Consider the following 24473-nt stretch of genomic DNA (forward strand, 5'->3'; position numbering starts at 1 on the left):
CCGGCGCAGGATTTCAGATGAGCTTCGCGCGGCGCGCGCGCGAGTCGATGGTCAGCGAGTCCGCCACCATGCCGCGCTCACCCAGGAGCTGCTCCTCCAGGGCCGCCATGCGCTTCGCGTCGCGAGGCTTCTCATGGTCATGCCCCAACAGGTGCAACAGCCCATGCGCGAGGTAGCGGCCCATCTCCGACTCCAGCGTGCGGCCGTACTCCTTCGCCTGCCGCTTCGCCGTGTCCAGGGAGATGACCACGTCCCCCAGCGGGCGGGGGCCCGGGGTGCCCTTGGGCAGGTCGCCCGCGGGGAAGGACAGCACGTCCGTGGCCTTGTCCTTCTGGCGCCACGTGCGGTTGAGCCGGCGGATGGCCCGGTCCCCCACGAGCGACAGCGACAGCTCGCAGTCGGTGAGGCCCAGGCGCTTCAGGTAGTCGCGGGCCCAGGTGGTGAGCAGGCGCTCGTAGTCCGCGCCCTGCCCGTGCGCCACCTGCACCGTCACGTGGTTGTCCGCGGCCTTGGCCTTGGGCGCCGGCTTCTCGATGTGCGCCAGCTCCACGCGGAACGCCGGGGCGCAGATGGACCAGTAGTCACACGCGCCCTGCGAGTCGTTGCGGTACACCACGCGCTTGCCGCGCGGCACCAGGCCGACCTCGCCCGCGCCAATCCGTTCGCGCTTGCCGTCCACCACCAGGGTGAGCTCGCCCGTGAGCACGAGCACCACCTCGTCGAACTCCGGCGTCTGCGCCGGTTCGCTCCAGCCCGGCGGCGCCCGCATGCGCGCCACGGACGCGGACTCCGTCTGCGTGCTGGCCACGCCGACGAACTCCTCGATGCGCTTGCCGTCGTCGCGCGGAATGACCTTGCCCTTGCGCAGCTTCACGCCCTCCACCTTGCGGCTCATGACATGCCCGCCGTTCGCACCTTCGTGTCCTTCGCGTCCGTCTTCGCGGGCGCGGGCGCCATCATCAGCGGCGCGCCTCCGCCCTTGCCCCCACCCACCGCGCCCGCCGGGTAGACGGGACGCGTGTGGTAGATGCCCTCCAGCGTGTGCAGGAAGGACTGGGAGATGAGGTTCAGGTCCTTGAGCGTCAGGTCGCACTCGTCGAGCTGGCCCTCGGAGAAGATGACGTTGATGATCTTCTGCACCTGCGCGTGGAGCTTCGCGCTGGTGGGGTCCGGCATGGAGCGCGTGGAGGCCTCCACCGCGTCGGCGATCATCACCAGCGCTGCCTCGCGGAACTGCGGCTTGGGGCCCGGGTAGCGGTAGATGCTCTCGTCGATGGGGGGCGCGCCTTCCTTGCCCTCCTGCTCCTTCAGGGCCTTGTGGAAGAAGAAGCCCACCGTGCGCGTGCCGTGGTGCTGGGGGATGGCGTCCGCCACCAGCTTGGGCAGGCGGTACTGCCGGGCCATCTCCAGGCCTTCTGTGACGTGGCGCTTGATGATGACCGCGCTCATCGCGGGCGCGAGCCCGTCATGCCGGTTCTCCCCCTTCTGGTTCTCCCCGAAGTAGAGCGGGTTCCGGCCCTTTCCGATGTCGTGGTAGTACGCGCACGAGCGCGCCAGCAGCGGGTTCGCGCCAATCGTCTCCGCCGCGTTCTCCACCAGCGTGCCGATGATGATGGAGTGGTGGTACGTGCCGGGCGCCTGGACGATGAGCTCCTTGAGCGCCGGGTGGTTCAGGTTCGCCAGCTCCAGGAGCTTGATGTCCGACGCGTAGCCGAACGTGGCCTCGATGAGCGGCGTCAGCGCCATCACCATCACCGGGACGGCGAGCGCGGTGCCGAAGAACGCGCACACCGCGGTGAGGACCGTGTCCCCGGCCAGGCCCTTGCCCTCCACGAGGAACAGGAAGAGCACCGCGATGAGGTTGGCCACGCCGGTGACGAGGCCCGCGCGGAAGATGCCCACGCGGTCCTTCGCCTTGACGATGCGGTCCGCCGCCACCAGCGAGCCCACCAGCGTGTAGATGCCGAACGCCAGCGAGTTGCCCAGCATCACGCCCACGAGGCACGCGAACACCATGGCGAAGAACAGCGCCAGCTCCTGGGCCAGGATGAAGCGCACCAGCATGGCGCCCGCCGCCACCGGGAAGGCGTAATAGAACGCTTCGATGGGTAGCGCCGTGTAGCGGTCCTGCACCGCGTCCGCGATGGACACCCAGACCTGGAGCAGGCCCAAGAGGCCCACCAGCAACAGGCCCAGCAGGACGCCGTCCTTGCGCGTGGGGCGGAAGCGGCGGAAGGCCGCGCGGCAGAAGGCGTAGAAGGCCACCACCAGCAGGGCCACCAGGCCCGTGCCACCCACCTGCAACTGGAGCAGGTCCAGGCGGTCCGTCTGCGCGCGCATCCCGCGCAGCATGACGAGGTGCGTCTCGTTGACGAGCTCGCCGTCGCCGATGACGCGCTGGCCCTTCTTGATGGCGATGACGGCGTCCTTCACCGCGTCGCCCGCGAGCCGGCGGCGCAGGTCCGTCTCCGCGATGTTGATGGTCAGGCTGGGGCGCACGAGCCGCTTGGCGATTCTGAGCACCGCGCGGCGCTGCACCGCCGGGGCCTCCGGCATCACGTTGCCGGGCACGGAGGCGAAGCGGTCCTGCTCCTGGTGCGCCTCCCGCATGTCCACCACCTGGGCGGCGCCCGCGGGCAGCGTCTCCTCGTTCTTGTGCTGCACGTCGCGCACGGTGAGGCCCTGGGGCGCCTCGCGCACCAGCTCCTCCCGCGAGCCGGCCACGTACACCTGGGTGCCGTCCGCGCGGTAGGCCCGGTCCAGCAGCACCAGGGTGGCGGTCTCCGACTCCTCGGAGAAGCCGTTGGCGACGAGCGCCTGGAAGTCCTCGGACTCCAGCCCCGCGTCGCGCTGGCCGAAGAGCTGCTCCTGGAACCGGGCCTGCATCTCCTCGCGGTCGCGGCGCTGACGCTCCAGGGCCTCCGGGGTGAGCGGCGCGGGGCGGCGGCGCCTGGCCTGGCCCTCCTCCGGCGGGGTCTCCTCGGCGCGGGCGTCCTTCTCCTCCTCCAGGTGCTCGCGCGCGGAGGCGAAGGCGGCGCGCACGGACGCGCGCAGGTTGCCCACCACCGCCGGGTTGAGGTCGTACACCGGGCGCACGGCGCTCCGGGCCTCGCGGCGGCGCTGCTCCGTCATCGACTGGTGGACGATGTCGTAGTCGCGCGCGGCCTTGAAGCCGGCGGGCGAGTTGGCCCGGAAGGGCTTGCCCACGTTCTCCTCGGTGAGCGCCGGGATCTGCTGGCTGTAGAGGCCCGGGGAGATGACGAAGCCCGCGCCCACCGAGACGACGAGCAGCAGGAGGGTCTGCACGACGCGCCGGCCCCACTCCCCACGCCGCCCGAGCCCCAGGCGCACCGCGAGCGCGTCCAGCGGACTGGGCCCGGGGGTTGGTGATTCAGGATCGGCCATGGGGGAACTCCTCACCCTGCGAAGACGTCAGGCTCCCTAGAAGGAAGCAGCGACGGGGAAAATTCGTGAGGGTGGGACAGCCGCCGCCCGGACGCCAGTTCGCTCTGCGATATTTGCAGGTAAGCCAACAGGCAGCGGTGTAAGCCCTTCAGCGACTCCACCCCCGTCCCTGCGCGAGGCAGGGAGCGGGGGTGGCGGGTGCGACGACGTCAGGATGTCAGGACTCCGCGCCTTCGGGGGCCGCGGTGGCCTCGCGGGCGGACTGGGCCTCCTTCTGGGCGGCCTCGGAGCGCTCGTAGGCGCGGATGACCTCCTGCACCAGCGGGTGGCGCACGACGTCCACGTCGGAGAACTCCGAGAAGTGGATGCCTTCGATGTTCCGCAGCACGGAGCGCGCGTGGTTCAGGCCGGACAGCTTGCCCGTGGGCAGGTCCACCTGGGTCACGTCGCCGGTGATGACCGCCTTGCTGTTGTAGCCCAGGCGGGTGAGGAACATCTTCATCTGCTCCACGGTGGTGTTCTGCGCCTCGTCGAGGATGACGAAGGCGTCGTTGAGGGTGCGGCCGCGCATGAACGCGAGCGGCGCGACCTCCACGACGCCCTGCTCCACCAGGTGCTGGGCGCGCTCCACGGCCATCATGTCGTGCAGCGCGTCGTAGAGCGGGCGCAGGTACGGGTTCACCTTCTCCGCCAGGTCGCCGGGCAGGAAGCCGAGCTTCTCACCGGCCTCCACGGCGGGGCGCGCCAGGATGATGCGCTTGACCTTGCGCTCCTGGAGGGAGGCGACCGCCATGGCCATGGCGAGGTACGTCTTGCCGGTGCCGGCGGGGCCCACGCCGAAGACGATGTCGTGGGCGCGGATGGCGTCCACGTAGCGCTTCTGCGCGATGCTCTTGGGGGCGATCTGCCGGTTGCCGGAGCTCTTGAGGACGGTGCCGAGCATGACCTCCTGCAGCGACTCCGTGCCGCGGCCCAGGACCTTGATGGCCTGCTCCACGTCCTCCCGGTAGACGGGGCGTCCGGCGCGGATCATCTCCTCCAGGTTCTCCACCAGGCGGACCGCGAAGGCGACCGCGTCCGCGGGCCCCGAGAGAAGCAGCTCCGTACCGCGCTGCCCCACCCGGACCCCCAGGCGCCGTTCCATCAGCTTGAGGTTTTCGTTCTGGTTTCCGCAAAGGGCCTGGGTCGTCTCGTTGTCACGGACGTCTACCTTGGCGGAGGTGGGGGTGGTTTCAGCGCGGGCTGCGGGCACTTCCAGCGTGGCGGGATTTCGCAATGCGCGTCATTCCTCGTTCAGTGATCGCTCGCCCTCAATTTAACGCCACCCCTCCCCCCATGCCCGCCATCTCTCGACGGCGAGCCTGCCCGCGGGCTAGCGCACGGGCGGTAGGAGGATGAACTGCCGGGCGGCCGTGCGGCGGTAATAGTACTCCTCCCGCCACGGGTAGCGCAGTTCCTCCGGACTCAACAATCCGGCATCCACCAGAGCATCCAACCGCTCCGGGAGGGTCCCCTTCTCCAGTTGGAACACCTCCAGCGCGGCCTCGATGCGGACGCGCTGCGCTTGGGCAATCTGACGCTGGGCGGCGGGATCCCCCAACCGGGAGGCGCCGCGTTCGTGCCCGGCTCCCCCGACCCAGCTGGACGCGATGAAGGCCAGCCCCGCGATGACCGCCATGGTCACCGCGATGCGGCCCAGGGGACCGGCCACGCGGGCGACCAGGCGGGTGTCCTCCGGGACGGGAGCGCGGCCCTCCGGGTCGATGGCGCGCACGTAGTCGCCCTTGACCAGGTTGTAGAGCGCCTTGCAGGTCTCGAACTCGCCCAGGCCGCAGAGGTCCACCATGCGGCGCAAATCGCGCCCCACGGCGATCTCCTCGTAGACGTGGCGCTCGGACGGGCCGATGACGCCCAGCTCCCCGCCCTCGTCGGCGTGGGCGCGGGGCGGAGGGAGCGCCTTGACGCGCTCGAAGGTCATGTCGTCGCGGTGGATGCGCTTCCGGATGACGGGCCACTCGTCCACCATCCGGAAGCCCTCCATCAGCACCGTCTCCGCGCGCAGCGGGGTGATGCCGTCGGGGCCGGGCTCCACGGGCTCCTGGATGAACTCGTAGGTGCCCGCCTTCCAGGTGAAGAGGCGGTAGAGCGTCTCCGTCACCTGGAGCTGCGCCATGTGCTGGAAGCGCTCCGCTGTGAGGGCGTGGCTCTGGACCAGCACGTCCCCCAGCCGCTTGAGGGTGCGCTTCTGGACCTCCAGCGCCGCCTCCAGCTGCGTCTCCGTGATGATTTCCGCGCGCACCAGCATGGCGCCGATGAGTTCCTTGCGCTTCCGGGTGAGGCTTTCGGCCTTGATGATGTGGCCGTCCTGGAAGCCGACGCGCACCTCCTGGTCCTTGTTGCGCAGGTGGAGCGTGCCCGTCTTCTGCTGCTGGCCGATCAGCTGCAGGATGTCGCCGATGCCGAAATCCTTGAGGGTACCCTTGAGGGCCATGGCTCAGGCCTCCCCCCGCTGGTGGCGGCGCAGGCCGCGCAGGGTCAGCAGGTAGACGAAGAAGAGGACCGTGCCCGCGGGCACGAGCTTGAGGTACAGCGGCACGTCCCCATACGGGGTGCGCACGAGGCCCCGGTGGAGCACCAGCGCGGCCACGGCGAAGCTGAACAGGAAGGCATAGAGGGCGCCCCGCACCGGCAGGCCCGTGCCCACGTGGCCCGCGCCGGACACCAGGCCGCCCAGCGCGTACGTCACCCGCTTCGTCCAGGCCTGATGGCGGTCCACCTCGCCCTGCTTGCGCGAGCGGAACTCCTTGGGCACCTGGCTCTTGCGCGCGTAGACGTTGACGCACTGCCCGCACATCGCGCTGCCCACGGACAGGTCCTTGTCGCAGCGGAGGCAGACGGCGCTTCCGCACCGCTCGCAGCCGCGCGACGCCTTCATGCGCCAGGAGGCCTCCCCGAAGGCGGCGACGAGGGCCGCGAGCGCCGCCGTCAGCCCCCAGCCCACCGGGCCCGCCGGCAGGACGGGCGCCAGCCACCGGCCCACCTGGCCCTCCACGCGGGCGCCCTCCTGGGTGCCGTCCGCCAGGTCCATCCAGTCGCGCTCCGGCACCGTCGGGGCCAGGAGCAGGAGGTTGAGCAGGGGGCGGTCCTCCGGCGGCGGATCCCGGCGCAGGAGGGAGTCGTCCAGGGCCTGCGCCTGCGCGATGGCGGAGGTCGAGCGGTCCAGCTCCTTGCCCAGCTGATCATCCGGCAGGAGCCGGGCGCGGCGCCGGTACACCTGCCCCAGGTTGTAGTGCGGCGCCGCCATGGACGGATCCGCCTTGGAGGCCTGCGTGTAGAGGAGCACCGCGCCGTCCTCGTCACCCAGGCCCAGCAGCGCGTTGCCGAAGCGCGTGAGCATCCGCGCGTCGCCTGACTTGAGGGCGGAGGCGGCCTTGAAGTCCGCCCGCGCCTCCTCCAGCAAGCCCCGCCGTGTTTCGTACCAGGCGAGCGCCCCCAGTTCCTGGAAGCGGGCGGTGCGGGCCTCCGCGCGGGAGCGCACCCGGGCCGCCGCGCTCTCCGCGGACAGGCCGCCGCGCTCCAGGAGGTAGACGTCCTCCGCGGGCGTGCCGGCGAAGGCGGTGAAGCGCGCCAGCGTCCCCGCGGCGAGCGGCATCACGCCCAGGCCCATGAGCAGCACCGCGGCCACCCAGCGCTCGGCGCGGCCCACGTACAGCGCGACGGAGGCGAAGAGCAGCAGCAGCACCGGCACCAGCCCCGCCCCCAGCACCACGGGCAGCGCCAGGAGCATCAGCCCCAGGAGCCCGGACTGCCAGCGCGTCACCGCGCGGGGGAACAGGTGGTGGAAGTCGTGCAGCGCGTAGCGGATCCGCCGCAGGAAGAGCACCGCGACCACCGCCACCGCCGTGGCCGCCCACGCCGCGAGCACCAGCGCGCCCAGGTCCGTGAGCGCGGGCCGGCGGTAGCGGGCGTCCGAGAGCAGCGTCGCGAGGGCGGACTTCCACTCGCCCAGCCCGCGCGGCACGTTCAGCGGATCCTCCACCACGTACGTCTCCGCCCGGGCGAAGCGCGCGGCGGGCAGCCCGGGCGACAGCTCCACGGCCACGTCCAGGAGCGCGAGCGCGCCCTTCAGGTCTCCGGCGCGGCGGCGGACCCCGGCCTCGCGCACGAAGCCCATGCTCAGGGGCTCCAGGTCGGAGGCGAGCACCTCCTCGCGCAGCTTGAGCAGTTCCTTCTGGGCGGCTTCCGCCTCGGCCAGGGCGTTGCGGGAGCGGGCCGTCTTCCACTTCTCCCAGACGGCCAGCAACTCCGCGTCCGTCACCTTCGGCGCCATCACCGGGGTGACGGCGGGTCTGGCCGGGACGACGACGGGCGGGGGCGCGGGTTCGGCGGGAGCGGCGGGCTTCACCGGCGGCGGAGCGATGACGCGGCGCCGGGGGTCGGGGCGGGGCTCAGGCTCAGGTTCTTCAGCCTCCTCGGAGCCGGTGTCCTCCACCGGATCATCCTCCGTGGCCTGGAAGGTGCTGGGATCCGGCTCCGGCTCGATGACCTTCTCCTCGATGCGCAGGAGCGGCTCCTGCAACAACGCAGGGGCGCGCGCGGGGACAAGCAGCACGAGGCTGCAACACAGGCCGAGGAACGAGCGGAGCATCCGGACGTCCGATGATAGGCGACAGGCCGGACGATCCGAAATCATGTGGTGCCCGCCGCCCGTGCTACAGGAGCCCGCGGCGGGGGGATTGCTCGGGAGTGAATGAATGGCGGCGCCTGGAAACGAGCTGGAACGACTGGTGGAGATCATGCGGCGCCTTCGGGCCGAGGGGGGCTGCCCGTGGGACCGCGAGCAGGACCTGCGCTCGCTGCGCCCCTATCTGACCGAGGAGGCGTTCGAGGTCCTGGATGAGATGGACCGCGTCGCCGACGGCGGCCCGTGGCGCCCGCTGTGTGAAGAGCTGGGGGATCTGCTCTTCCAGATTGTCTTCCACGCGCAGCTGGCGGCGGAGCTGGGCGAGTTCACGATGGCCGACGTCTGCGCGGCGATCAGCGACAAAATCACCAGCCGGCACCCGCACGTGTTCGGGGATCAGCAGGTGGAGGGCGCCGAGCAGGTGCTGGCCAACTGGGCGCAGCTGAAGGCGGAGGAGCGCAAGAAGAAGACCGGGCGCGCGGGCTCCGTCCTGGACGGCGTGCCCACCGCGGCCCCGTCCCTCTTGCGCGCGGAGCGCCTGACGGAGAAGGCCAGCCGCATCGGCTTCGACTGGCCGGACCTGGCCGGGGTGCGCGGCAAGCTGGACGAGGAGCTGCGCGAGCTGGACGAGGCCATCGCGTCAGGCGACCGGGACGCCATCGAACACGAGCTGGGGGACGTCCTGTTCTCGCTCGCGAACCTCGCGCGCTTCGTGAAGACGCCCGCGGAGGACGCGCTGCGCATGGCCACGCGCCGCTTCGTCACCCGCTTCCAGTACATCGAGGCGAAGCTGAACGAGGAGAACGTCCCCTTCGGCGGCGCCACGCTCGCGCACATGGAGCGCCACTGGCAGGCCGCGAAGGCCGTGGAGAAGGCGCTGCCCCCTCCCAGCCACCCACCGCGCGCGTCCATGGCCACCCTGCGCCTGGCCGTGCCGGACGTGGCGGCCCAGCGGGCCTTCTGGGATGAGCTGGCCTCCTGGCTGGGCTGGACTCCCACCCGGACGACGGACGGCACGGCGGCCTATACGGGCGCGGGGCTGGGGCTCGTCTTCATGCCGGGCGCCCAAGGGCAGACGGCAGCCGCCCTGGCCCTCACCCTGGAGGCCCCCTCGGCTTCGGGGGTCGCCCGGCTCCTGGAGCTGTTCCGGGCCCACCATCCGGGGCGCCTGGTGCCGTGCGCCAACGCAGAGGCGGGCTTCCAGTTCGTGGACCCGGCCGGGCTGCGGTGGGAATACGCCGCCCCGCCGGCATGATTCTTCCGGCGTGAAGCGTCGGTGGGGCCCCGGGAGGCATTCCGGGGGCCTCCCAGGGGTTCCGGAACTGGAAATCCTGATCGCGATCGCACGCGTGCCTTGACGCAACCGGGGCGTCGCAGTAAGGACGGCCACTCTTTTTTCCTTGCCTTGCCTTCCGCTGGAGCATTGCCTTGGCGAACACCAAGTCCGCAGAGAAGCGTTACCGCCAGTCCCTGAAGCGCCGCGCCCGGAACGTGAACGTCCGGACGACCGTGAAGGACGCCGTCAAGTCCGCCCGCGAGGCCATTGCCTCCAAGGACGGTTCGAAGACGACGGACGCGCTGAAGGCGGCTTCCAAGACCCTCAACAAGGCGGCCAGCAAGGGCGTCCTGCACAAGCGCACCGCCGCGCGCCGCATCTCCCGGCTGGCCAAGGCCGCCGCGAAGGCGAAGGCCTAGTCGTCCCGTAGCACCACCGCGCGTCGAGGACCGGGCTCCCCGGTCCTCACCAGGTGCTGGCCAGCCGATCGTAGCCGTCGCGCATGAGCAGCTCCGCCAGGCGCGCCAGCGCGGCCTGACGGTTGGCCTCGGCTTCCAGGACGTTCCCGCGTCCCTGGAGGTAGTCCTCGGTTCCCGACACCACCGTCTCCCCGAGCAGTTGCCCCTCCTTCACGAGGCGCAGCCGCACGGTCGTGGAGATGCGGTAGTTGTTGGGGATGATGGTCGGGGACGTCCAGATGTTGAGCACCGCCCCTTCAATCGTGGACGCGCAGCCCGGAGCACTGGTCAGACGGCCGGCCTGGATGAGCTGGTTGCGCAGGTAGCCCGTGAAGAGGTTCTCCAGCGCGGGCTCCGGTGTCTCGTTGGCGAAGATGGGCGCGCACACCTGGCCCGCTCCCTCCGGCAGCGCGGAGCCCCACGGACTGAAGCGGTAGCCGCACCCGGCCCCCAGCATCGCCGCCGCCACCACGCCCCACCGGAACGCCTTCACCGCACCCGTTCGCATCGCGTTCCTTGAGGGCCGCATGGGCGCGCACCCTACCCGGCCGCGATCCACCGTCAAGCGCCGGAGCCGGCCAGCGGCACGCCTCGCATGCGTCCGGTGTCCGCGAGCGTGGCGCGTGCTGACTGGAGCCGCGCCTCGCGAGCGGAGCCCTTCAACGCCATGCCCAGGGGCCACTGCATCCGCGTGCCGTCATCCAGCTCCAGCGTGAGCCCGTGGTGGCGGTACAGCGCGGCGAGCAGCAAGCCGATGACGCCCGCCACGAGGGCCAGGAGCCGCACCGCCTGCGTCGGCGCCCAGAGGAGGCCCAGCGCGGTGAAGGCGAGCAGCCCCAGCGCTTCGAAGTAGGGCCGCGTGTGCCACGCCAGCCGCCGCACCCGCGTCCAGGGCACGTCGAGCGTCGGCCCCCCTCCCGGGCGCCCCTGGAACGACAGCCGCGTGTCGTTGACCGCCAGGGCGCGCCGGTTGCCCAGATCCAACGCCAGCGGGGTGACGCCCGGAAACGGCGCGGGCGACTCCGAAGGCGCGTGAGACCGGGGCGGCAGGGGCGCCTCCGGCAGCTCCGCGTTGCAGAAGGCGCAGCGGCGCCGGGCCGCCGTCTGGGGGCGCCCGCAGGCGGAGCACATGACGAGCACTTCCGCGGGCACCGCCCCTCCCTCTCCCGCCGTCAGCCGACGACGAAGTTCACCAGCCGCTTGGGGACGAAGACGAACTTGCGCAGCGTCTTGCCTTCCAGGGCGGCCTTCACCTTGTCGTCCGCCTCCGCCGCCGCGCGCACCGCCGCCTCGTCCGCGTCCGCCGCCACGCGCACCTCCGCGCGCAGCTTGCCGTTCACCTGCACGGCGTACGGAATCACGTCGTCCACCACCAGCGCCGGGTCGAACTCCGGCCAGGCCTCCGTGACGGTGGACGCCTTCGCGCCGTAGGCCTCCGCCAGCTCGTCCGCGATGTGCGGCGCCATGGGCGTGAGGATGCGCGCGAGCAGCCGCACCGCCTCGCCCATCGCCGCCTTCTCCGCGGGCGTCTCCGGCGTGCCCACCGCGTAGAGCGCGTTCACGCACTCCATGACGCCCGCGACGGCGGTGTTGAAGGACAGGCGTTCAATCGCCTCCGTCACGCGCTTGACGCACTTGTGCGCCGCGCGGCGCGTCTCCAGCGCCTTGCCCTCATACGGGCCCGAGTACGTGGCCTCCGCGCAAGAAGCGTGGTGCGTGGCCGCCAGCGTCCACACGCGCTTGAGGAAGCGGAACACGCCCTCCACCTGCTCGTGGGACCAGTCGAAGTCGCGCTCCGGCGGGCCCGCGAAGAGCACGTAGGTGCGCGCGGTGTCCGCGCCGTACTTCGCCACGATGGTGTTGGGCGCCACGCCGTTGCCGTAGCGCTTGCCCATCTTCCGGCCGTCCGCGCCGTTGACGATGCCCTGGGTGATGAGCCGCGTGACGGGCTCGTCCACCGGGGACAGCCCGAGGAGCTTCATCACCCGGGTCCAGAAGCGGAAGTAGAGCAGGTGCATCACGCCGTGCTCGGGGCCGCCCACGTAGATGTCCACGGGGAGCCAGCGCTTGCCCTCCTTCGGGTCGAAGGGCGCCACGTCGTACTTGGGCGAGAGGTAGCGCGCGAAGTACCAGCAGGAGTCGACGAAGGTGTCCATCGTCTCCGTCTCCCGGCGCGCGGCGCCGCCGCACTTCGGGCAGGTCGCGTTGACGAACTCCGGCACCTTCGCGAGCGGCGGCTCTCCCTTGCCGGTGAGCACCGCTTGCGTGTCGATGTCCGGCAGCCGCACCGGGAGCTGCTCCACCGGGACGGGGATGCCCTTGCGCTCGGGGTCGCACTTCTCGCAGTAGACGATGGGGATGGGCGTGCCCCAGTAGCGCTGGCGGCTGAACCCCCAGTCCTTCTGGCGGTACGTCACCGTGGCCTTGCCCTGGCCCTGCGACTCCAGCTTCGCCGCGAGCTTCACGCGCGCTTCAGCGGAAGGCATGCCGGTGAAGTCACCGGAGTCCACGAGGACGCCGTCCTCCGTGTACGCCGCGTCGAGCGTCTCCCCGGCGCCGAGCTTGTCGCCGGACGCGGGCTGGATGACCACGCGCACGGGCAGCGAGTACTTGCGCGCGAAGGCGAAGTCGCGCGCGTCATGCGCCGGGACGCTCATCACCGCGCCGGTGCCGTAGTCGCTCACCACGAAGTTGGCGATCCAGATGGGCACCGGCTGGCCCGTCACCGGGTTGAGCGCGTAGCCGCCGGTGAAGACGCCCTCCTTCTCCGCGTCCTCGCCCAGCCGCTCCGTCTTGTTCTGCGCGGCCATCTTCTTCGCGAACGCGTCCACGTCCGCGCGGCGGTCCGCCGTCGTCACCTGGGCCACGAGCTTGTGGTCCGGCGCGAGCACCACGTAGGTGCAGCCAAAGAGCGTGTCCACGCGGGTGGTGAAGACGCGAAGGGCGGCGTCATGCCCCTGCACGCGGAAGTCCACCTCCGCGCCGTCCGAGCGGCCAATCCAGTTGCGCTGGGCGGAGGTGATGCGGTCCGGCCACTCCTTGAGCGTGTCGAGCGCGTCGAGCAGGTCCTGCGAGTACTTCGTGATGCGGAACGCCCACTCGGGCATCTCCTTGTCCTGCACCTCGGAGTCGCAGCGCTCGCAGCGGCCGTCCTTCACCTGCTCGTTGGCGATGACGGTGAGGCAGCCGGTGCACCAGTTCACCTTGCTGAAGCGGCGATAGACGAGCCCGCGCTCGAGCATCTGGAGGAAGAACCACTGGTTCCAGCGGTAGTACTCCGGCTGGCTGGTGTTGACCTCGCGCGTCCAGTCGTAGCTGTAGCCGAGCGTCTTGATCTCCGCCTTGAACGACTCGATGTTCTCGCGGGTGCGGATGGCCGGGTGGACGCCGTCCTTGATGGCCGCGTTCTCCGCCGGCAGGCCGAAGGCGTCCCAGCCCATGGGGTGCAGCACGTCGAAGCCGCGCATCTGGTAGTAGCGCGCGTAGACGTCCCCGATGAGGTAGTTGCGCACATGCCCCATGTGCATCTGGCCGCTGGGGTACGGCAGCATCTCCAGGACGTACTTCTTCGGGGCATCCGGACGCCTGCCTGCCCGGAAGAGGCCCTCCTCTTCCCAGCGGGTCTGCCACTTTCCTTCAATCGACTGCGGCTCGTAACGCTCGTTCATCGCCATGGCTTTTCGGACTCTTAGCGGGAGGTAGGACACGCGGGCAACAAGTCTTGGCGCGTCGGAAGCCTGGACGGCTGGCGCCCCGGAGTCCCTGACCTGGAGGCCCCGGAGGGAGTCGGGGGGCGCTGACGGTGCTTGCCCTCGGGCCCGGGCGCGACTAACTCGCCTTCCCGGTCTGGAGCAGAGGGAGAGCACCATGCAGGTCGTGAGTGTGAAGAAGGCCCTGTCGGGGGCCGTCGAAGCGGGCTCGAAGGTGGAGGTGCGCGGCTGGGTGCGGACGCGCCGCGACTCCAAGGCGGGCATCAGCTTCGTGAACGTGAGCGACGGGTCGGTCTTCGACCCCATCCAGGTCGTCGCGCCCAATTCGCTGCCCAATTACGAGAAGGAAGTCCTGCACCTCACCGCGGGCGCCTCCGTCATCTGCCGGGGCACGCTGGTGCAGTCGCAGGGCAAGGGGCAGGCCTTCGAGATCCAGGCGGATGAGGTCCAGGTGCTGGGCCTGGTGGACGACCCGGACACCTACCCCATCCAGCCGAAGCAGCACTCGCTGGAGTTCCTGCGGGAGGTGGCGCACCTGCGCGTGCGCACCAACACCTTCGGGGCCATCACCCGCGTGCGCAACGCGGCGGCGCAGGCGGTGCACCGCTTCTTCCACGGTGAGGGCTTCTGCTGGGTGAACACGCCCATCATCACCGCGAGCGACGCGGAGGGCGCGGGTCAGATGTTCCGCGTGTCCACGCTGGATGCGCACAACCCGCCGCGGGGCGAGAACGGCAAGATTGACTGGGGCAAGGACTTCTTCGGCAAGGAGGCCTACCTCACCGTGTCCGGGCAGCTGAACGTGGAGGCGTACTGCCTGGCCATGTCCAAGGTCTACACGTTCGGCCCCACGTTCCGCGCGGAGAACAGCAACACCACGCGGCACCTGGCCGAGTTCTGGATGATCGAGCCGGAGATCGCCTTCGCGGACCTCAACGAGGACGCGCTGCTGGCGGAGCGGTTCCTCAAGTACGTGTTCAAGGCCGTGCTGGAGGAGTGCGCACCGGACATGAAGTTCTTCGAGGAGCGCCAGCAGAAGGGCGTCACGGAGCGGATGGAGAAGTTCATCGGCTCCAGCTTCGAGCGCATCGACTACACGGAGGCCGTCTCCATCCTCCAGAAGGCGAAGAAGAAGTTCGAGTACGCGCCGGAGTGGGGCAAGGACCTCCAGACGGAGCACGAGCGCTACCTCACCGAGGAGCACGTGGGCCGGCCCGTGGTGGTGATGAACTACCCGGAGGCCATCAAGGCCTTCTACATGCGCATCAACGACGACGGGAAGACCGTGGCCGCGATGGACGTGCTCGCGCCGGGCATCGGCGAGATCATCGGCGGCAGCCAGCGCGAGGAGCGCCTGGACGTGCTGGACGCGCGCATGAAGAAGTTCGGCCTCGATCCCGCGCATTACCAGTGGTACCGCGACCTGCGCCGCTACGGCACGGTGCCGCACGCGGGCTTCGGTCTGGGGTTCGAGCGGCTCATCGTCTACATGTGCGGCCTGCAGAACATCCGGGACGCCATCCCCTACCCGCGCGTCCCGGGCTCCGCGACGTTCTAGTCCGGGCTCAGGACTTCTTCGTGATGCCGGCGCGCTCCTGGGCGAGCGCGCCGAGCGCGGACCAGTCCTCATCGCCGCGCCCCTGGGCGACGCCGGTGAGGAAGTGGTCTCGCAGCAGGCTGGCCAGCGGGAGGGGCACCTCGGCGGCCCTTCCCGCATCCAGCGCCAGCGACACGTCCTTGAGGCCCAGGCGCAGCGCGAAGCCCGCGGGCGAGTACTGCCCCTTCGCGATGGCGCCCGCGTAGTTCTCGAAGATGGGCGCCTTGGCGAAGACGGACTTGAAGACGTCCAGGAACGCGGCGCGCTCCACGCCGCACTTCTCCGCGAGCGCGAAGGCCTCCGACAGCGCCTCCATCATCGACGCGATGAGGAAGTTGCCGGACAGCTTCACCGTGTTCGCGGCGGACGGCCGTTCGCCCAATTCCGTGAGGCCGCGACCCAGGGCCGTGAGCAGCGGACGCACGCGCTCCACCTGCGCCTTCGGGCCCGCGGCGACGACCCACAGTTGCTTGCCTGCGGCGGCTTCGGGCCGGCCGAAGACGGGGGCGGAGACGTAGCCCTGGCCCGCGTCCGTGTGCGCCTTCGTCAAGCGCTCCGACAACGCGACGGAGATGGTGCTGGAGGAGACGTGGACGGCGTTCCTCGGCAGGGCGCTGACGATGCCGTCCTTGCCCAGCACGGCCTCTTCCGCGGCGTGGTCATCCGCGAGCATGGACACGACGACCTCCGCGTCGCGGGCGGCCTCCGCGGGCGTCTTCGCCACGCGCGCGCCCTGCTCCTTCAGCGGATCCGCCTTGGAGGCGGTGCGGTTCCAGACGACGAGCTCATGGCCCGCGCCGGCCAGGTTCTTCGCCATCGGCGTGCCCATGTTCCCCAACCCGATGAAGCCGACCTTCATACTGAAATCCCCTTACGTTATCGACGAAACAAGGGCAGGCATCGCCCATCAAGCACATCAAGCACATGATCTTCCGAAGACTCACAAGGTCAATCCAGACCTCATTCAGTCTCGACGTTCAGATCTTGGCAGGGCACTGCTTTCCTGCGTTCAACAAGCCAACTAATCTACTGAGGTCTACTCTATGCAAGGTGGGTTTATGGATTCACCATGGGAGCAACGACGTCTTCCGGAAAGCCCTCGAAGTGAAGATAGGCGCGATGGGTACGAGCGAGATCGGTCACGAATCATTCATTCGGCCGCCTTTCGAAGACTCCAGGCAAAGACCCAAGTCCTGGGCATTGGTGAAGGGGATTTTCATCGAACCCGGCTAACTCACTCAATGGAAGCAGCGCAGATCAGCAGAGGGCTCCTATATGTACTCGGTCGCCAAGAGCCTGATCTTAAGCGCCACCTACCCCCAACGCACTTGTTAGAAGCAATTTGCCTTGCGCACGATCTTGGACACCCACCATTCGGACATACTGGTGAGACTGCGCTCAACCTCGCCATGCTGCAACACGGCGGCTTTGAGGGGAATGGGCAAACTTTGCGTCTCCTGGCAAAGCTCGAAGCCCATACGGAAAGCTATGGCTTAAACCCAACACGCCGGACGCTTCTCGGCGTCCTTAAATACCCAACCTCCTATTCACAAATTCAAAACACTGAAACAACAAAAATACCCAACGACAGATTCGAGATCCGCTGGAATGACTGGAAGCCACCCAAGTGCTACCTTGACGATGACAAAGACGTCGTCGACTTCATCCTAGAACCTCTTCCATCTACCGAGAAATCTCGTTTTACAGAACCCAAAGCCCTTGCCACCAAGAACAAGCATGGCAAGCCTAAGTGGCAGTCGCTCGACACCTCAATCATGACTCTGGCCGATGACATTGCGTTCGGCGTTCACGATCTTGAGGACGCGGCAGCGCTCGGACTCATAGAGCAGGCAGATATCGAGAACATTGCTTGGGACCCAGACAGCGCATGGGCAACAAAGTTCGAAGTCAACAAGTCCCTTCACAAGATATTCTCGAAGAGCCATCACATCAGAAAGCAAGCAACTGGCGCCCTCGTCAATGCTTTCATCCAGGCGTCGAGATGGGCTCAGCAGGATGAGTTCGAAACCCCTTTACTCAAATACAATGCTCGACTCACAAACGAAGCCGACGCCCTCTTGAGCAAGCTCAAGGACGTAGAGTTCGAGAGAGTAATCAACACACACACGGTACAAACCCTGGAATACCGAGGGGGCCATTTGGTCCTTGAACTCTTCAAGGCGATCGCTGCCGCCCCCGAAAAGCTACTGCCTGAGACATTTCGCATAGAGCACAAGACTCGGACGGGCAAAGAGGCGATGAGGGTCATCTGCGACTACGTTTCAGGCATGACAGATGAGTTCGCCACCAAGCAGTACGAGCGCCTGTTTGTTCCTCGGCGAGGAAGTGCACTTTCTCCAGCCTAATTTTGCGCGTAACGACTACGTCTCTTCCGACACGTCCAGCCGCTCGAAGGCGCGGCCCAGGACGGCGACGCCCAGCGCCACCTCCGCGAAGAGTGCTCCCGCCGCCGCCAGTCCCGCGAGCGGAACCGCCCAGCGCCCCATGACAGTGAACAACGGATAGCCCACGAGGAGGGCCACCACGGCGGCCGGCAACAGTCCCAGGAACGTCACCACCAGCGTGCCCACCAGCGTGAGCAGCCGCTGGCCCAGCGCCTCCACGCCACGCGCCCGCTCGGAGTCCGCGGGAATCCACGCGGGCAGGAGCACCACCGCCGCGTTCTGCACGAACAGCCCCGCCAGGCCCAGCGCCGGCAGCACCGGCAGGAGCCCCAGCACCACCGGCGTGGACCACGGCGCGAGCGTCACGTCGTCCGCGCCCACGCCCAGCACCAGCGCCACGAGCAGCATCACCCACTGCGCCACACCCAACGTCAGCGCGGACGCAGCCAGCTCCGCGCCCACCACCTGCCGCCCCGTGAGCGGCAGCGCGCGCAGGAGCTCCAGCTTCGGCAGGTCCATGCGCAGGTCGGTGCGGAACGCGCTCGGGCCAATCACGGCCATGGCCAGCGCGACCATCAGGGCCATGGGCCCCAGGAACTCACGGCTGTTGGAGAACAGCCGCGTGTCCCCCATCACCAGCGCGAACACGGCGCCCAGCACCCCGAAGGCCAAGAGCATCACCAGCCCGCTGCCCATGCGCCTGCGCGCGATGAGGTTCTTCCACAGCAGCGCGACCTCCGGACGCCCCCGGGCCTTCAGCACGAAGGGCACCTTGCCGACACGGATGGAGCCCGAGCGCGCGGCCCGCTGCTCCCGCCGCCGCGTCCGCGCCTCCGCCCCGGCCACCGCCGTGTCCTCGAAGGGCACCTCCACCGCGAGCACCCAGGCGTAGTGCGCCACCAGCAGCGCCAGCGACGCCGGCAGGTAGCGCAGGAAGCCCTCCCAGCTTCGCGCCATGGCGGGGGCCACCAGCGCCCGGCCCGGCCACAGCACCGCTCGGGGTCCGGGGGCGTCGAGCACATCGCGCAACCACTCGCGCACGGCGAAGGGGCGGGAGAGGTTCTCCGGCAGCGGGTGGTCACGCAGCGTGGACAGCAGCGTGCCCATCCCCGCCACGAGGACCACCGCCACGATGGCCCACCGCACCGCGCTGCCCCAGCGGCCTTGCGACACGAGCCACGCGCGCACGAAGGACGCCGCCGTGCCGTGCAGGTAGAGCGTCCCCATGGCCAGCGCCGCGCCCAGGAAGAAGAGCACCGGGCGGGGACTGGTGAAGCGCCCCACGAAGATTGTCGCCGCCAGCGCCGCGAGCATCGCGCTCAAGAGGCCTCGCAGCAGCTTGTAGTGCAGGAGCGCCTTGCGCGTGACGGGCGCGGCGAAGAAGGTCTGCACCTCCGTCTGCGTGAAGGTCAGCGCGGGCCGGTCCGCGCCCAGCACCCACGCCGTCACCAGCGTGCCCAGCACGGAGACCTCCAGCGAGAACTCCGCGAACAGCCTCGCGTTGGGTGACACCGCGCGGCCCGTGCCCTGCACGAAGACGCTGCGCCCCACCAGCGAGTACAGGTACGCGAGCCCCACCAGCGCGCCCAGGAGGTAGCGCGGACGCTTCAGCCGCTGCACCTGGCGCACCACCCGGTTGCGCCACGTCCTCACCCAGAGGAACGCCACCGCGCTCGGGAAGCTCACGCCGGTTCGGTCCCCCGCGCCCGCGCCTCCTCCGACGCCGCGCTGGTGATGCGCACGAACAGCTCCTCCAGCGACGCGCCGTCCCCGGCTCCGCCCGCCATCTGCTCGCGGATCTCCGGCAGCGAGCCCAGCGCCACCGCGCGCCCTCCGGCGATGACGAGCAGCCGGTGGCACAGCTCCTCCACCAGCGGGAGCAGGTGCGACGACAGCACCAGCGCCGTGCCCTCCTCCGCGCGGCGGCGCAGCGAGGCCTTCATGCGGCGGATGCCCAGCGGGTCCAACCCCGTCAGCGGTTCATCCAGGAGGATGAGCCGGGGCTGGTGCAGGAAGCCACACGCGATGGACAGCTTCTGCTTCATGCCCCGCGACAGCTCGCCCGGCAGCGACTTCTCCCGGCCCGTCAGCTCCATCTCCTCCAGGAGCGCGCGGCCCCGCTCCTCCCAGTCCTCCACGCCGTAGAGGCGCGCGGTGAAGTTCAGGTGCTCCCAGACGGTGAGGTACTCGAAGAAGCGCGGCTCGTCCGGGAGGAAGGCCAGCTGGCGCTTCGCCTCCACCGGCGCCCGGGCCACGTCGAAGCCCGCCACCCGTACGCGCCCCTCGGAGGCCGGGAGGATGCCGGCCAGACACCGCAGCGTGGACGTCTTGCCCGCGCCGTTGGGCCCCACCAGGCCCAGCACCTCGCCCGGGGCCACCTGGAAGGACAGGCCTCGCACCGCCCGCACCGCGCCGTACGTCTTCTCCAGCCCCTCGACGTCCAGCGCCGGTTCCATGCGTGCCCTTGGAATTCCTGTCGAAGCTCAGCCGAGCTTCAGCAGTTCCTTCACGGTGTCCAGCACCACGCGGGCCTGCACGGGCTTCACCAGGTAGGCCGTGGCTCCCAGAGCCATGGCCCGCTCCCGGTCCGCCGCCGCGCCCTCCGTCGTCACCACGACGATGGGCACCGCCCGGTGCTCTTCCGTCTGGCGGATGTGGTGGATGAGCTTCAGCCCGTCCATCAACGGCATGTTGATGTCCGTCATCACCAGGTCGAAGCGGCCCTGCGTGGAGAGCTTCTTGAGCCCCTCCACGCCGTCCTGTGCCTCGATGCAGACCACGTCGGCCAGGCGCTGGAGCGCGTACATGATGCTGCGGCGCATGGCCTGCGAGTCATCCACCACCAGTGCGCGGATCTGCTGCGACATGGACACCAGCCTAGCACCCGCGCGCCGGCCGGCCCGGGATTGTGCGGCGGCTGTCATGCAGCCACCGATTCAATGCCCGCCGGACTGCCTGCGGCGGCGCACCAGCGCGGCCAGCTCCGTCCCGATGGCGTCCAGGGCCAGCACCCGGCTCACCGCGCCCGTGGCGATGGCCTCCTTGGGCATGCCGTACACCACCGCCGTGTCCTCGGACTCGGCCCACGTCTCGCCGCCCTCGCGGCGGACCGCGCGCACGCCCTGCGCCCCGTCCGCGCCCATCCCCGTCAGCACCACCGCCACCGCGCGCGCGCCCAGCACCTCCGCCGCGCTCTCGAAGAGCCGGTCCACCGACGGTGCGTACTTGTCCGTGGGCACCGGCGACGGCGTGCGCAGCTCCAGGCGCCCGGTGCGGTCCGACAGCACCAGGTGGCGGCCTCCCGGCGCGATGTAGACGTGGCCCGGCTTCACCACTTCGCCCTCGCACGCCTCCGTCACCGTGAAGGGGCCGATGCGATCCAACCGCTCCGCGAAGGCCTTGGTGAACTGCGAGGGCATGTGCTGGCCCACCAGCACGCTGACGGTCGGCTCGACGGCCAGCCCCTCCAGCAGCCGCTGCACCGCGGGAGGCCCGCCCGTGGACGCGCCCACGGCGATGACCTGCGGCACCTCCCCCGTCAGCAGGGCGGGGCGCGGCGAGGCCCCCTGGCGGCCCCCGGACTTCGCGTGGCGCGCCGCGAGCACCTTGTCGAGCAGCTCGCGCCGCAGGTGCTCCAGCGCCGCGGGCGTGCCCTGGGGCGGCTTGGCGATGAAGTCGAACGCGCCCAGCTCCAGCGCCTTGCCCACGTCCGAGCTGTGCGCGTAGCTGGAGATGACGATGACGGGCGTGGGCGCCGCGCGCATGAGCAGCCGCAGGAAGGTGTGGCCACCCAGCCGGGGCATCTCCAGGTCCAGCGTCACCACGTCGGGCTTCAGGTCCAGGACCTTCTTGAGCCCCTCCTCGCCGTCCTGGGCCCAGTCCAGCACCATCACCTCCTGGGAGGACTCCAGCAGCGTGGTGAGCGTGCGGCGGTTGGTGGCCGAATCGTCAATGACGAGCACCGTGAGCGGGCGTGCCATCAGCGGCCCTCCCCGCCCGGAAACTCGGGCCGGCGGTAGACGAGGTCGCCCTTCAGGTGCACCAGCTCGAAGTCCGCGCCCAGGCTGAGCAGGTTCTCCGCGTGGCCCAGCAGCAGGTAGCCCCCGGGACAGAGCCGGTCGCGGATGACGCCCAGCACGCGGCGGCGCGCGGCCAGGTCGAAGTAGATCATCACGTTGCGGCAGAAGACGACGTCCGAGCGCGGCACCAGTTGGCTGCCCGCCACGTCCGACAGGTTGTGGTGCCCGAAGCTCACCCACGCCTTCACGTCGTCGCGCACGCGGACGCGGTTCACGCCCACGGGGATGAAGTAGCGCTCCAGCAGGTCCGGCGGCGTCGCGCGCAGGGCGCTGGGGCCGTACTCGGCGCGGCGGGCCACGGTCAGCACGCGGCGCGACAGGTCCGTGCCCAATACCTCCACGTCCCAGTCCTCGAAGCGGCCGCTCTCCTTGAGCAGCATGGCCAGCGTGTACGCCTCCTCACCGGAGGAGCACCCCGCCGACCACAGCCGCAGCCGCCGCGTGTGCGCGTTGCGCTTCTCCAGGATGGGGAGCAGCTCCTCGCGGAAGGCCTTGAGCTGCGCGGGTTCGCGGAAGAAGTACGTCTCGTGCGTGGTGAGGGACTCCACCGCCGCTTCCAGCTCCGCGCTGCGCTGGGCGTCGTAGCGCAGGTAGCGGTGGTAGGAGCCGAAGTCCTGGATGCCCAGCGCCTCCAGCCGGGGCCACAGCCGGCGCTCCATCACGAACTTCATGTTCTCGTGGATGAGGATTCCGCAGTGCGCGTAGACGTGGTCGCGCAGCAGCCGGAACTCCTCCAGCGTCATCTCCGGGCGGCCCTCGTCGAAGCGTGGCATCCGAGTCCTCCCCTCACCGCCCCGACAACCGGACGACCGCTTCCGCCAGCGCCGCCCGGGCCAGCGCGTCCTGCTCCACCGCCATCGCCTGCTGGAGGGCGGGCAGGCACTCTGGCCGCCCCAGTCCGCCCAGCACGCGCGCCGCGGCCACCCGCACGTCCCAGCGGGGATGGCCCAGGAGCGACACCGCCAGCGCCGCCCCATCCGCCGAGGCCTCCGCCGACCCCAGCGCCGCCAACGCCGCCTTCACCACCTCCGCGTCGTGATGGCTGAGCGCGTCCCACAGCACGCCCGCGCCCACCGTCCCCAGCTTCGTCAGCGCGCGCACCGCCAGCATCGCGAGCGCGCCGTCGCCGTGGCGCACCAGCGCCTCCAGGTCCGGCGAGCGCTCCTTCGCACCCGCCGCGCCCACGGCCTCTATCGCGGCCACGCGCACGCCGCGGTCCTCGTCCTTCAGCGCGAGCCCCAGGAACGCCGCGGTCTCCTTGCCACCCTGCTGCCCCAGGGAGCGCACCGCCGCGATGCGCACCTTGGGGGACTCGTCCGCCAGCGCGCCGCGCGCCAGCTCCAGGCCCGCCTCGCCGTCCGCACGGGCCGCGGCCTCCACCGCCGCCGCGCGCCAGGAAGGGTCTTCATCCCGAGCGATGCGCCGCAGCACGGGCAGCACCCGCGCCCCACCCAGCCGGCCCAGCACCGCCACCGCCGCGGGCGTCGTGCGCTGCTCCACCGCCGCCTCCAGCGCGGCCAGCGCCTCCAGCGGGTGGGCCACGGTCAGCTGCTCCAGCGCTCGCGCCGCCATGCCCGAGAGCACGGGGTCCGAGAGCAGCTCCACCAGCGGCGCCACGGCCTCCGGCGAGCGCGTGCGCCCCAGCGCGCGCACCACTATCGAGCGCAGGTCGTCCTCCGCCCACTCCAGCAGCGCGCACAGCTCCGGCACCGACGTCGAGTCCACCAGCAGCACCAGCGCCTCCGCCGCCACCGTGCGCGCGGGCAACGACAGCGTGCCCATGCTCCCGAGCAGCAGACGCCGGCCCTCCGGCCCCAACTGGCCCAGCGTGAAGAGCACCTCGCGCAGCAGCCGGTCCTCGCGCGCCACCTCCGCCACCGCCACCGCGAGCGACGCTTCGCCCAGGGCGCCGGCCGCCACCAGCGCGCCGGCCCGCACCCGGACGTCGTCGCCGTCCAGCGCCTGCGCCACGTGCGCCGCCACGCCCGGGATGCCGCTCAGCACCGAGCGCGCCACGACATCCAGCTCCCCCCGCTCGTACGGGCCCAGCCCCACGGCCTGCTTTCCCAGCGCGACGAGCGCCGCCTCGCGCACCGACCGCACCGGCGACGCCAGCGCCCGGCAGATGCGCTCCGTGGCCACGCCCGGCGCGTACAGGCCCAGCAGCCGCAGGGCGCTGCGCTGCACTCCCGGGTCCTCCACCAACGCCATCACCCGCTCCAGCGGCGGTGCGCGCTTGAGCGACGCGAGCCCCTCCAGGGCGGCCAGGCGCAAGAGGGGCGTGGGCGCGTCCAGCAGACCTTCCAGCGCCCGCGCCGCGGCCTCCCCGCCCATCCGGCCCAGCGCCTCCGCGGCGGACACGCGCACGTTGAGGTCGTCGTCGGAGAGCGCGCGCAGCAGCACGTCCTCCACCTCCGGGCGGCCCAGCTGGCCCAGGATGTCCGCCGCCAGCTTTCGCTGCTCCGGATCCTCGTGCTCCAGCAGGCGCACCAGTGGCCCTATCGCCATCGGCCCCATTCCGGCCAGCGCCTCGGCCGCCGCGTTGCGTGCGCCGGTCTCGCCGCGCTCGCCCAGGACGGAGATGAGCCGCGCGGTGACGCCCGGCGCATCCGGCACGTGGCGCAGCCCCTCCGCCGCCGCGTGGCGCACGCGCCAGCTCTCGTCATGCAGGCCGGTGGTGAAGGTCTCCAGGGCGCCGGGCGCGCGCGGATCCACCGCCTGCAATGCCCGATACCGCGCCTCTTCCTGCCCCGCGGGGGACCGCACCGTGTCGCTCATCCGCCGTCCTCCGTTGGGGCTCGTGTTGCTCGGGATGTCCGCATCCTGCTCGAACCCGATGGAGGAGTCGCGTTCCACGAG

At 70.3% G+C, this 24473-nt stretch carries 19 protein-coding genes; 4 read left to right on the forward strand and 15 right to left on the reverse strand.

The window, feature by feature from the left end:
• Nucleotides 1-13: 13 nt before the first annotated feature.
• The 5 genes from ybeY to JYJ93_RS40685 form a co-directional block, all read right to left on the reverse strand.
• A complete protein-coding gene (gene ybeY, locus JYJ93_RS29610) occupies nt 14-895 on the reverse strand; it encodes an rRNA maturation RNase YbeY (protein ID WP_206797932.1) in 882 nt (293 codons plus the stop codon).
• A complete protein-coding gene (locus JYJ93_RS29615) occupies nt 892-3405 on the reverse strand; it encodes an HDIG domain-containing metalloprotein (RefSeq protein ID WP_206797933.1) in 2514 nt (837 codons plus the stop codon). Before JYJ93_RS29615 ends, ybeY begins: the two co-directional genes overlap by 4 nt.
• Before the next feature lie 217 nt (nt 3406-3622).
• Entirely contained in the window at nt 3623-4681 is a 1059-nt protein-coding gene (locus JYJ93_RS29620; protein WP_206797934.1) for a PhoH family protein, read from the reverse strand.
• A gap of 96 nt (nt 4682-4777) precedes the next feature.
• Nucleotides 4778-5896: a DUF4388 domain-containing protein gene (locus JYJ93_RS29625; protein ID WP_206797935.1), complete on the reverse strand. Its 1119-nt coding sequence runs from the start codon at nt 5894-5896 to the stop codon at nt 4778-4780.
• Nucleotides 5897-5899: 3 nt separating this feature from the next.
• Entirely contained in the window at nt 5900-8053 is a 2154-nt protein-coding gene (locus tag JYJ93_RS40685; protein WP_206797936.1) for a tetratricopeptide repeat protein, read from the reverse strand.
• Nucleotides 8054-8159: 106 nt separating this feature from the next.
• On the opposite strand from JYJ93_RS40685, the gene mazG reads away from it, so the two are divergent.
• Both mazG and rpsT read left to right on the forward strand, forming a co-directional pair.
• A complete protein-coding gene (mazG, locus tag JYJ93_RS29635; RefSeq protein WP_206797937.1) occupies nt 8160-9344 on the forward strand; it encodes a nucleoside triphosphate pyrophosphohydrolase in 1185 nt (394 codons plus the stop codon).
• Between the two features lie 173 nt (nt 9345-9517).
• Nucleotides 9518-9784, forward strand: coding sequence for a 30S ribosomal protein S20 (gene rpsT, locus JYJ93_RS29640; protein WP_120550834.1), 267 nt, complete (start codon nt 9518-9520; stop codon nt 9782-9784).
• Nucleotides 9785-9830: 46 nt separating this feature from the next.
• Here the strand turns inward: rpsT and JYJ93_RS29645 are convergent, their stop codons facing one another.
• From JYJ93_RS29645 to leuS, 3 genes are read right to left on the reverse strand one after another with little or no spacing between them, the layout of a single operon-like run.
• Nucleotides 9831-10331 (reverse strand): LptE family protein, encoded by a 501-nt coding sequence (locus JYJ93_RS29645; RefSeq protein WP_242543976.1) that lies wholly within the window; start codon nt 10329-10331, stop codon nt 9831-9833.
• Nucleotides 10332-10384: 53 nt separating this feature from the next.
• Nucleotides 10385-10975: a hypothetical protein gene (locus tag JYJ93_RS29650; protein ID WP_206797939.1), complete on the reverse strand. Its 591-nt coding sequence runs from the start codon at nt 10973-10975 to the stop codon at nt 10385-10387.
• Nucleotides 10976-10995: 20 nt separating this feature from the next.
• On the reverse strand, nt 10996-13497 hold the full coding sequence (leuS, locus tag JYJ93_RS29655; protein ID WP_206797940.1) for a leucine--tRNA ligase: 2502 nt from the start codon (nt 13495-13497) through the stop codon (nt 10996-10998).
• A 193-nt stretch (nt 13498-13690) separates the two neighbouring features.
• Here leuS and asnS point away from each other — a divergent pair, with 193 nt between their 5' ends.
• Nucleotides 13691-15091: an asparagine--tRNA ligase gene (asnS, locus tag JYJ93_RS29660; RefSeq protein WP_206797941.1), complete on the forward strand. Its 1401-nt coding sequence runs from the start codon at nt 13691-13693 to the stop codon at nt 15089-15091.
• A 7-nt stretch (nt 15092-15098) separates the two neighbouring features.
• Here asnS and JYJ93_RS29665 read toward each other — a convergent pair whose 3' ends face one another.
• Nucleotides 15099-15989: an NAD(P)-dependent oxidoreductase gene (locus tag JYJ93_RS29665; protein ID WP_206797942.1), complete on the reverse strand. Its 891-nt coding sequence runs from the start codon at nt 15987-15989 to the stop codon at nt 15099-15101.
• 199 nt (nt 15990-16188) lie between these two features.
• Here JYJ93_RS29665 and JYJ93_RS29670 point away from each other — a divergent pair, with 199 nt between their 5' ends.
• Nucleotides 16189-17496: an anti-phage deoxyguanosine triphosphatase gene (locus tag JYJ93_RS29670; RefSeq protein ID WP_206797943.1), complete on the forward strand. Its 1308-nt coding sequence runs from the start codon at nt 16189-16191 to the stop codon at nt 17494-17496.
• 15 nt (nt 17497-17511) lie between these two features.
• On the opposite strand, the gene JYJ93_RS29675 is transcribed toward JYJ93_RS29670, so the two are convergent.
• The 6 genes from JYJ93_RS29675 to JYJ93_RS29700 all read right to left on the reverse strand — a co-directional run bounded on the left by JYJ93_RS29675 (nt 17512) and on the right by JYJ93_RS29700 (nt 24392).
• Nucleotides 17512-19221: a putative ABC exporter domain-containing protein gene (locus JYJ93_RS29675; protein ID WP_206797944.1), complete on the reverse strand. Its 1710-nt coding sequence runs from the start codon at nt 19219-19221 to the stop codon at nt 17512-17514.
• Nucleotides 19218-19991 (reverse strand): ABC transporter ATP-binding protein, encoded by a 774-nt coding sequence (locus tag JYJ93_RS29680; RefSeq protein ID WP_206797945.1) that lies wholly within the window; start codon nt 19989-19991, stop codon nt 19218-19220. Before JYJ93_RS29680 ends, JYJ93_RS29675 begins: the two co-directional genes overlap by 4 nt.
• Before the next feature lie 27 nt (nt 19992-20018).
• Nucleotides 20019-20402 (reverse strand): response regulator, encoded by a 384-nt coding sequence (locus JYJ93_RS29685; protein WP_206797946.1) that lies wholly within the window; start codon nt 20400-20402, stop codon nt 20019-20021.
• 69 nt (nt 20403-20471) lie between these two features.
• Nucleotides 20472-21515: a chemotaxis-specific protein-glutamate methyltransferase CheB gene (cheB, locus tag JYJ93_RS29690; protein WP_206797947.1), complete on the reverse strand. Its 1044-nt coding sequence runs from the start codon at nt 21513-21515 to the stop codon at nt 20472-20474.
• Complete coding sequence (locus JYJ93_RS29695; protein ID WP_206797948.1) at nt 21515-22387, reverse strand: protein-glutamate O-methyltransferase CheR; 873 nt, start codon at nt 22385-22387, stop codon at nt 21515-21517. The genes cheB and JYJ93_RS29695 overlap by 1 nt, the downstream gene beginning before the upstream one ends.
• A 13-nt stretch (nt 22388-22400) precedes the next feature.
• The gene (locus JYJ93_RS29700) at nt 22401-24392 is read right to left on the reverse strand and encodes a HEAT repeat domain-containing protein (RefSeq protein ID WP_206800513.1); all 1992 of its coding nucleotides are present in this window, start codon (nt 24390-24392) and stop codon (nt 22401-22403) included.
• Nucleotides 24393-24473 lie beyond the last annotated feature (81 nt).

Origin of the sequence: Corallococcus sp. NCSPR001 (assembly GCF_017309135.1) — a bacterium.
Classification (GTDB): Bacteria; Myxococcota; Myxococcia; order Myxococcales; family Myxococcaceae; genus Corallococcus.

Excerpts from the sequence above, each read along its gene's own strand:
- ybeY (WP_206797932.1), bottom strand. The coding sequence starts at position 895 with ATGAGCCGCAAGGTGGAGGGCGTGAAGCTGCGCAAGGGCAAGGTCATT.
- JYJ93_RS29615 (WP_206797933.1), bottom strand. The coding sequence starts at position 3,405 with ATGGCCGATCCTGAATCACCAACCCCCGGGCCCAGTCCGCTGGACGCG.
- JYJ93_RS29625 (WP_206797935.1), bottom strand. The coding sequence starts at position 5,896 with ATGGCCCTCAAGGGTACCCTCAAGGATTTCGGCATCGGCGACATCCTG.
- JYJ93_RS40685 (WP_206797936.1), bottom strand. The coding sequence starts at position 8,053 with ATGCTCCGCTCGTTCCTCGGCCTGTGTTGCAGCCTCGTGCTGCTTGTC.
- mazG (WP_206797937.1), top strand. The coding sequence starts at position 8,160 with ATGGCGGCGCCTGGAAACGAGCTGGAACGACTGGTGGAGATCATGCGG.
- JYJ93_RS29645 (WP_242543976.1), bottom strand. The coding sequence starts at position 10,331 with ATGCGAACGGGTGCGGTGAAGGCGTTCCGGTGGGGCGTGGTGGCGGCG.
- leuS (WP_206797940.1), bottom strand. The coding sequence starts at position 13,497 with ATGGCGATGAACGAGCGTTACGAGCCGCAGTCGATTGAAGGAAAGTGG.
- asnS (WP_206797941.1), top strand. The coding sequence starts at position 13,691 with ATGCAGGTCGTGAGTGTGAAGAAGGCCCTGTCGGGGGCCGTCGAAGCG.
- JYJ93_RS29665 (WP_206797942.1), bottom strand. The coding sequence starts at position 15,989 with ATGAAGGTCGGCTTCATCGGGTTGGGGAACATGGGCACGCCGATGGCG.
- JYJ93_RS29670 (WP_206797943.1), top strand. The coding sequence starts at position 16,189 with ATGGATTCACCATGGGAGCAACGACGTCTTCCGGAAAGCCCTCGAAGT.
- JYJ93_RS29680 (WP_206797945.1), bottom strand. The coding sequence starts at position 19,991 with ATGGAACCGGCGCTGGACGTCGAGGGGCTGGAGAAGACGTACGGCGCG.
- JYJ93_RS29685 (WP_206797946.1), bottom strand. The coding sequence starts at position 20,402 with ATGTCGCAGCAGATCCGCGCACTGGTGGTGGATGACTCGCAGGCCATG.
- cheB (WP_206797947.1), bottom strand. The coding sequence starts at position 21,515 with ATGGCACGCCCGCTCACGGTGCTCGTCATTGACGATTCGGCCACCAAC.
- JYJ93_RS29695 (WP_206797948.1), bottom strand. The coding sequence starts at position 22,387 with ATGCCACGCTTCGACGAGGGCCGCCCGGAGATGACGCTGGAGGAGTTC.
- JYJ93_RS29700 (WP_206800513.1), bottom strand. The coding sequence starts at position 24,392 with ATGAGCGACACGGTGCGGTCCCCCGCGGGGCAGGAAGAGGCGCGGTAT.